Below are 8,309 nucleotides of genomic sequence, written 5' to 3' on the forward strand. Positions count from 1 at the left end.
CTTTTTAAAAAAAACATTAAGTGTGAATATATATTATCAGAAACATTTAATTTAATTGTTTTCATAAAATTGCTCCCTTAAAATTTTCTACCTATTCTATCAAATATGCTATTAAAACTACTCAAAAGCTCACAAATTTGTTTTTCTAAAATCTCATTTGCTTCATTGTTATTTAAAATAAGATTATAAGGCAATATAAGCTTAAAAAATCTATCAAAAATATTACAAATCATAGAGTTTGGATATTTTTCAAAAACTATTTTAAACTCTTGATGAAATTTTTCTATTTTTATATTATTTAGTTTTTTAAGTATTTTTTTCTCTTTTTGAATATCTTTTATATCAATCTCTTCTAATGTTTGTTTAGATATTTTTTTAAGATTTTCTAGTATTTCTGTTTTAAAAATTTCTTTATCTATTTGCTCTAAATTACTTTTTAATTCTTCTATTTTTAAAGGAGTAGCACCTTTAAAATATGCACCACTTCCTAAATTATAAACCTTTACAAATTTAGAGTGTTTAAATATTATATCTTCCGCGCTCTCTATCATCTCTAAATACTCTCTAAAAGTAGGCACTTTCTCTTCAAAATTTCCTTTTACATAAACTATATCTTCTCTAAAATCCCCACTATTTTTCAAATTTAGATTTAGTTTTCTACTTGATTTATGAGTTCCTACATGAGTTTTGCCATTTTTACTATCAACGCTAGCATCAACTCCTAAAAGATAAATCTCTTTATCTCCAAGCCTAGCAATTATATCAATACCAATATCTCCAACAGTAACACCACTTAAAAAACCATAGTTTGAAAATAGCTCCAAAGCATTTTGCATAAAAAATATTTTTGTATCTTTTAGTTTTAAAAATAGTTTGGTATCAAGTTTGATTGAAGCTAAAATTATAGAGTCTTTATACATTTTAGAATCTGTATTAAACTGCTCAAGCATTGGCTCTTTTTGACCATCAATAGCTAAAATAATATCTGGAATAATCTCCAAAATTCTAAGATGCTTTAAAACAGCACTTGAAGCTACTATTATAAATTTATCTTGATTTAGATAAATCCACTCTAGATTTTTTGCCAAAGATACTCCAGCTCCTAAAAAAAGAATTTTTTTATTTTTAAATAAGTTTTGATTTTGTGATAGATTTATAATACTTTTTTTCTCTTCAAAAAAGTAGTTATACCCTCTTTTTAGGCTTATTATAAAATCACTAAATGGATAACGCATTTGAGAACTATGAATAAAAATATTTTGTAACTCTTCTATTAAATATGAGTTGTTTTGATTAGATAATTCAAAATGAATTAGATGATTTAATTCATATCTATCTTCTAAGAACTTTTTTGTGATATTTTCTAAACTAAAACTATCTTCACTTATAACAAAAAATAGTTTTGAATTTTTACTTAAAGATTCATAGTCACATAAAAACAAAGATAATCTAAAAATTTCAATATTTGGCTCAATTATTAAATAACTTTTAGCATTTAAACTATTGTGAAAATCATTTAAATGAACTCCAAGCAAAGTTCCTATAAATATAAATTTATTGATTTTTATCTCAATATTTTCAAACTTTTTTATATATTCATTTAAATATATATAACTATTTATCTCACCTTCATAATGATTTTTCTTTTTTAATTCTTCCATTTTTATAAGAGTAAAAGCATTTGAAAGTGAAAAGTTATTTACTCTATTTAAAGAGTCACTAAAAGGCTCTTTTTTATATAAATTTTGTTTTGTTTTTAAATCTAATAGTTTAAATTCATCATTTACAAACTCTAAAGAGTAATTTTGGATATTTTGTTTCTCGAAAAAAACTATTTTTTCATAAATATTTAAATGATTTTTTTTGAAAAACTCTATATTTTTAAGATATATTTGGCTTAAAGTTTTTTGTAACTCTTCTAGTTGTTTTTGTTTATCCATTTTTTTCTTTCAAGTTTTTGTGTAAGATTTTAGCAATATTTGTATATATTGTATATAAAATTTAATTTATATTTATAAGCTATAATATGGCTTTTATAAAAAATATATAAACTTATTAAATAATTCAAATCCTAAAAGGTAAAATATGACGCAAGCTCAAATCCAACTACAAAATGCACTTACAACAACTTTTTTAGCAAATATGGTATTTTTAAATGAGTATGACAATGAACTATATCAAAGAGTTGAAAATCTATCAAGAATGATAGAAACAGGTGAATATCAAGAGAGATATGAGTTGGAATTTGTTATGGAGAATGGAGATTTTGATGTTTTTGATAAGGTAACAAATAGTTATTTATATGATAAAAATCCAAAAAAGATAAATAACAATATAATAAATAGCATTGATTTCAAAAAAACGAAAACTATATCAAGTATAGAAGGATTTTTCTTATATAAAGAAAATCCTACAATTAGTCTTGATTTTGAGTTTAAAGGAGAATTTGCTTCATTAATTCAAAATAATATGCAAGAATACTCAAATACTCTAAATGATTTTTTGGATAACTCTACAAAAACATATAAAGAAATTAATAAGCTTATATTCTTTAGTACACTTTTAGGAAGACATTTTCCAAAAGCTATACAAAAGATAAATCCAGCTTTGATTTTGATTATGGAACAAAATCTTGAAATTTTTAGACTATCTTTATTTACTATTGATTACTCAATTTTTGCAAAAAGAGTAAAAGTTATTTTTTCTATTATGGATGATACTATTGTGTATGAGAAGAAAATATTAGATTTTTTGAATATAGGGATATTTGATAACTATGTTATAAAATTTGTTGATACAAAGAATGTTATAGTAAAAAGTTATTATGAATCTTTTACAGCAATTTTGACAGGATTAAAAGCTTCAAGATATGATTTCTCAAGATATTTATATACTTTTATAAATAGAACAACAAACTATATCCAAGAAGAGTATAAATTCTTACTTTTTAATAAAATAAAAAATGGTTTTAATGTTTTTAAATCCCTACCAGTTTTATATCTAGCCGCTGGTCCATCATTGGATGAAAATATAACTTGGGTTTATGAAAACCAAGATAAGTTTTTTATTGTAACAATTGGTTCAGTCTATAAAAAACTTATAAATAAAGGTATAAAAGTAGATTTAGTAGCAACTTTAGATGAGCAAAAATGGTTAGAAAGAGTACAATTTCCAGATGAAATTATAGAAAAATCATCTTCAAATACTATCTTTCTAGCTTCAAGTATTACAAATCAAAAATTACTTACTAAATTAAAAGATAGAAATCTTTTTATTTTTGAAATGTATGAGACATTTTTCAAAGACAACTACAGTTTTACAGGAAATAGTATAGGAGAAGTTACACTAGATATTTTACTTCAGTTAAATGCAAAAAACATATATATTTTAGGCTTGGATTTAGCTTTAAACCAAGATACAGGAGAAACACATTCAAATGAGGCTGGAAGTGGAAAAATAACTATAAATACAAAAAAAGATGATGAAATAAAATATGGAGAAAAACATAAAATAATAACAGTAAGAGGAAATTTGCAAGATAGTGTAAATACTATCACATTATTTTTTGGTTCTATAAAGGATTTAGAAAATAAACTATCAAAAAAAAATAGAGATGTAAATATATATAATCTCTCAACTCATGGAGCATATTTTGAAGGATCAATGCCTACAAAAATTGAAAGTATAAATTTAAATGAGTTTAAAAATATAGATAAAACTTTAATAAATTTAGAAAAAGAGTTATTGAAATTTTCACAAATTGGGCTAAATAAAGAGCTAAAAGATGAGTATAAAAATAATATATATACTTTGGAAGTTAAACTAAAAGAGATATTAGAAGGTATAAAAAATAGAGATTTTCAGAGCTATATAGATTTTAGAACAGAGGCTTTTTTGATTTTAGAGTTGTTACAAAATAGTGATAAGTTTTTATTCCTTATATTTCTTAATTATAATAAAATAATAATTCCATATTTGAACAACCATTTTAATGATACAAAATTAAACCAAGAGTATAAAAAAGTACAAAAAATAAAAAAGATTTTTGTAAATCAACTAGAAGTTTTATTAGATGATTATATTTTATGTTTAAAAAGAGTTTTGTAATTTGTCCTCTATTTAAGAGCTAAAGTTATTTTGTTTTAGCTCTTTTTTAAAAAAAATATTAGTTCCGCTTATCAAACTATTGTAAAAGTCTTAAAACATTCTGAGATACAGCATTTGCTTGACTAATAGCGTATGAACCAGCTTGAGATATGATATTTAGTTTATTAAAATTTGCACTTTCTTCTGCATAATCAACATCTCTAATAACTGATTCAGCATTTTTAATATTTGTAGCTTGAGTCATTAAGTTTCTAACAGCTGATTCAACTTGGTTTTGAGTAGAACCTATATCTCCTCTATATCCATTTAGTGTTGTAATAGCTGCATCAACAGCCGTTTGGCCAGCTGCTGCAGCATTTTTAGTTATAGAGAATGTAGCAGTATTTGCAACAGCTGCTGATAAAGTAGTTAAACCATAACCAGCTGTATTCGCTTGGATATTTTCTGTACTAATAATATCACTTGTTTTCTCACCAATTTGGAAAGTTAAAGCACTTTTTTGAGCACTTGCCGCTGCAGTTGTACCTCCAGATGCTTGTAAAAGGTATGTACCGTTGTAGTTTGTTTGTCCTGCGATATTATTTAATTGAGTTAAAAGTTTACTAACATCTTTTGCAATAGATACTCTACCAGCAGTTGAAGTAGTATCTGTATTTGCTTGGATTAGTTTTGCTTTTATAGTATCAAGAATTTTTGACTGCTCTGCCATAGATTTATCAGCAATTTGTAAAAGTGAAATAGCTGAGTTACCATTTGCAACACCTTGATTCAAAGATGTAACTTGAGTTCTAAGTTTATCTGCAATTGCAAGACCAGAAGCATCGTCAGAAGCTTTGTTTATTTTTAAACCTGTGCTTAGTTTTTCTAAAGAATTTTTTATACTATTATTAGTATTTGAAGCTGCTTCTTGAGCAGTAAGTGAAGATACATTTGTATTGATTTTCATAATTATGTCCTTAGTTTTGGTTTATTTTGGTGTAAATAAAACTTAATGACACAATTATTGCAAACTAATTCATAAAATTAGTTTAAATTAAAATTTAAATTAGAAAAAGTGGAGAAAAACTCCACTTTTTTATAAAAGAGAACTTAAGTTTTTAACTATTGAAGTAGTCTTAATACGTTTTGCTGAGCAGCATTTGCTTGACTAATAGCGTATGAACCAGCTTGAGATATGATATTTAGTTTATTGAAATTTGCACTCTCTTCTGCATAATCAACGTCTCTAATCACAGCTTCAGCTGCTTTTATATTTGTAGATTGAGTCATAAGGTTTCTAACCGCACTTTCAACTTGGTTTTGAGTAGAACCTATATTTCCTCTATACTCATTTAGTGTTGTAATAGCTGAATCAACAGCCGTTTGTCCTGCTTTTGCAGCATCTTGGTTTATAGAGAATGTAGCAGTATTTGCAACAGCTCCTGATAAAGTATCTAAACCATAACCAGTCGTATTTGCTTGAATAGCATCTGTACTAATAGTGTCAGCTATTTTCTCACCAATTTGGAAAGTTAAAGCACTTTTTTGTGCACTAGCTGCTGTACCTGTACCTCCAGATGCTTGTAAAAGGTATGTACCATTGTAGTTTGTTTGTCCTGCGATATTATTTAATTGAGTTAAAAGTTTACTAACATCTTTCGCAATAGAAACTCTACCAGCAGTTGAAGTAGTATCTGTACTTGCTTGGATTAGTTTTGCTTTTACAGTATCAAGAATTCTTGATTGCTCTGCCATAGATTTATCAGCAATTTGTAAAAGAGAAATAGCTGAGTTACCATTTGCAATACCTTGATTAATTGAAGTAACTTGAGTTCTAAGTTTATCAGCAATTGCAAGACCAGAAGCATCATCAGAAGCTTTATTTATTTTTAAACCTGTACTTAATTTTTCTAAAGAGTTAGAAATATATTTATTCGTGTTTGTTGAAGCTTCTTGAGCTGTAAGTGAAGATACGTTTGTATTAATTCTCATAATAAATCCTTTTAGATTTTTAAACAATTTGTAATATTTTTAAAATATTACAACTTAAAACCTTCTTGTCTCTTTTTATAAAAAAGGTTCAAGCATAGAGCTTTTAAACTCTTCGGATTGAATCCAACCCTAAATTGATAAAAGAATTATTATATAACTTTTCTTAAAATTAGATTAAATCTGTAAATGCTATTTTAATTTTTTTAAAATAACTCCAGACTCAATATGTTCACTATATGCAAACTGGTCAAATAGGGCAAATCTTAATACTTTGTGAGTTTTTAAAAGCTCTTCTAAGTCTCTGTGAAGAGTTTGTGGGTTGCAAGAGATATATATGATATTAGTAAAGTTTTTTGCTAAAGCTCTTGTGGTATCATCAAGTCCACTTCTTGGTGGATCCATAAAAATAGTATCAAAATCATAAGATTTTAAATCTATATTTTTTAATCTATTAAAAGCTCGAACTTCATTTAAAGCCTCAACGAACTCTTCAGAGCTCATTCTTATAAAATTTATATTTTCAATATTATTTAAAGCACAATTTCTTAAAGCTGATTTTATAGATGTTTTTGAAATTTCTGTTGCTAATACTTTACTGAATTTTTTAGATAGTGGAATTGTAAAATTTCCACCACCACAATAAAGCTCACATAAATCTTTATTTGAATCTTTTGTATTGTTTAAAACCCACTCAATCATTTTTATATTTACAGAAGTATTTGGTTGAGTAAAACCATTCTCTTCATAGGCAAATTTGAACTCTTGACCATTTATATTTAAACTCTCATTTATAAAATCGCTACTTAAAACTATTTTTTGTTTTCTGCTTCTTCCAATTATTTTTATATTTAATTTTTGCTCAATTTCACGTGCAAGATTTATCCACTCATCTTCAAGTTTTTTGTGATAAATCAAAGTTACAAGCATATCAGAAGTTGAACTAACTAAAAACTCAATAGCAAAAAGCCTAAAAGATAAAATCATAGATTTTTCAAGCTCAGTTAAGAGTTTTGGCATAAGATTTTTTATATCTTCGCTTACAATCTCACATGAGTCAATTTTAAGAATCTCTTTATTAAAATCATTCATAGCGTAAGTTAAAATATCTTTTTGCTCATTTTCATCTTTTTCCCACCAAACTCTAAATTCTGCTCTATTTCTAAAGTTTGAATCTTTGCTTTTTATAATATCTAAAGCTATTTTTGAAAAATCAATCAAAGATGAAAATCTATCTTTTTCTCTAGCTATTTTATAGTTTAGTTGCTCTTCATAAGTTTTATTATAGAGTGTACAAGAGGCACAAAGCCCAAAATATTTACAAGTCATAAAGTTTTATCCTTTTGTTTAAAAGGAATATTATAAGAAAATATTGGTAAAAGTAGATATAATTTAAGAATTTTAAAAAAGAAGAGATATGGAAAATAACTGGCAAGAACAACTAAAAGATTTATTAAATTGTGATTTAAAATCACTTTATCCACTAGCAAGAACTATAAAAAGAGAATTAGAGTTTTATGTAGGACCAACAAATAGTGGAAAAACATATAATGCTATGAAAAAATTAAAAGAGGCAAATAGTGGATTGTATCTTGCACCTTTGAGACTTTTGGCACTTGAAGGGTATGAAGATTTAAAAGAGTCAAATATTGATGCTTCATTAATCACAGGTGAAGAGCAGATTTTAAATGAAGAAGCAGCTCATATTTGCTCAACAATTGAGATGATAGATTTTGACCTTGAAGTTGATGTTGCCATTATTGATGAAGTTCAAATGCTTGAAGATATTGATAGAGGTTGGGCTTGGGTAAATGCTATTATTGGAGTTCCTGCAAAAAAAGTTATTATGACAGGAAGTGTAAATGCGCTTGATGCTGTTAAAAAAATAGCTTCATATTTGGGTGAAGATTTAAATATCATAAGACATAAAAGAAAAAATGAATTAAGAGTTTTACCAAAATGGACACCACTTGATAAACTTGAAAATGGAACTGCTTTAATAGCATTTTCAAGAGCCGAGGTTTTAAAACTAAAACAAAAACTGCAAAAAAAATATTCCGTATCTGTAATTTATGGAAATTTATCACCTGAAGTACGCCGTGATGAGGCCAGAAGATTTAGAGATGGGCAAACTCAAATTTTAATTGCAACAGATGCTATAAGTATGGGGTTAAATCTTCCAATTAAAACAATACTTTTTACAACTGATACAAAATTTGATGGTATTTCAAAAA

6 protein-coding genes are annotated in these 8,309 nt (G+C 26.1%); 2 read left to right on the top strand and 4 right to left on the bottom strand.

What is annotated here, in order from left to right; genetic code table 11:
- Window positions 1–77 precede the first annotated feature (77 nt).
- On the bottom strand, window positions 78–1,940 hold the full coding sequence (locus tag WC168_RS08635) for a 6-hydroxymethylpterin diphosphokinase MptE-like protein (RefSeq protein WP_372618695.1): 1,863 nt from the start codon (window positions 1,938–1,940) through the stop codon (window positions 78–80).
- Between the two features lie 145 nt (window positions 1,941–2,085).
- Here WC168_RS08635 and WC168_RS08640 point away from each other — a divergent pair, with 145 nt between their 5' ends.
- Window positions 2,086–4,107 (top strand): 6-hydroxymethylpterin diphosphokinase MptE-like protein, encoded by a 2,022-nt coding sequence (locus WC168_RS08640; protein WP_372618697.1) that lies wholly within the window; start codon window positions 2,086–2,088, stop codon window positions 4,105–4,107.
- A 76-nt stretch (window positions 4,108–4,183) separates the two neighbouring features.
- Here WC168_RS08640 and WC168_RS08645 read toward each other — a convergent pair whose 3' ends face one another.
- The 3 genes from WC168_RS08645 to trmA all read right to left on the bottom strand — a co-directional run bounded on the left by WC168_RS08645 (window position 4,184) and on the right by trmA (window position 7,404).
- Complete coding sequence (locus tag WC168_RS08645) at window positions 4,184–5,053, bottom strand: flagellin (RefSeq protein WP_372618699.1); 870 nt, start codon at window positions 5,051–5,053, stop codon at window positions 4,184–4,186.
- A gap of 155 nt (window positions 5,054–5,208) precedes the next feature.
- Window positions 5,209–6,078 (bottom strand): flagellin, encoded by an 870-nt coding sequence (locus tag WC168_RS08650; protein ID WP_372618701.1) that lies wholly within the window; start codon window positions 6,076–6,078, stop codon window positions 5,209–5,211.
- A 189-nt stretch (window positions 6,079–6,267) separates the two neighbouring features.
- On the bottom strand, window positions 6,268–7,404 hold the full coding sequence (trmA, locus tag WC168_RS08655) for a tRNA (uridine(54)-C5)-methyltransferase TrmA (protein ID WP_066351599.1): 1,137 nt from the start codon (window positions 7,402–7,404) through the stop codon (window positions 6,268–6,270).
- Between the two features lie 88 nt (window positions 7,405–7,492).
- Between trmA and WC168_RS08660 the strand changes: the two genes are divergently transcribed.
- Window positions 7,493–8,309, top strand: an 817-nt coding sequence (locus WC168_RS08660; protein WP_372618703.1) for a helicase-related protein, incomplete at its 3' end; no start/stop codon positions are given.

It is taken from the genome of Aliarcobacter sp., assembly GCF_041672065.1.
GTDB lineage: Bacteria > Campylobacterota > Campylobacteria > Campylobacterales > Arcobacteraceae > Aliarcobacter > Aliarcobacter skirrowii.

What these genes read in the sequence shown, in the direction of transcription:
- WC168_RS08640 (WP_372618697.1), top strand. Translation starts at nt 2,086, where the DNA reads ATGACGCAAGCTCAAATCCAACTACAAAATGCACTTACAACAACTTTT.
- WC168_RS08650 (WP_372618701.1), bottom strand. Translation starts at nt 6,078, where the DNA reads ATGAGAATTAATACAAACGTATCTTCACTTACAGCTCAAGAAGCTTCA.
- WC168_RS08635 (WP_372618695.1), bottom strand. Translation starts at nt 1,940, where the DNA reads ATGGATAAACAAAAACAACTAGAAGAGTTACAAAAAACTTTAAGCCAA.
- WC168_RS08645 (WP_372618699.1), bottom strand. Translation starts at nt 5,053, where the DNA reads ATGAAAATCAATACAAATGTATCTTCACTTACTGCTCAAGAAGCAGCT.
- trmA (WP_066351599.1), bottom strand. Translation starts at nt 7,404, where the DNA reads ATGACTTGTAAATATTTTGGGCTTTGTGCCTCTTGTACACTCTATAAT.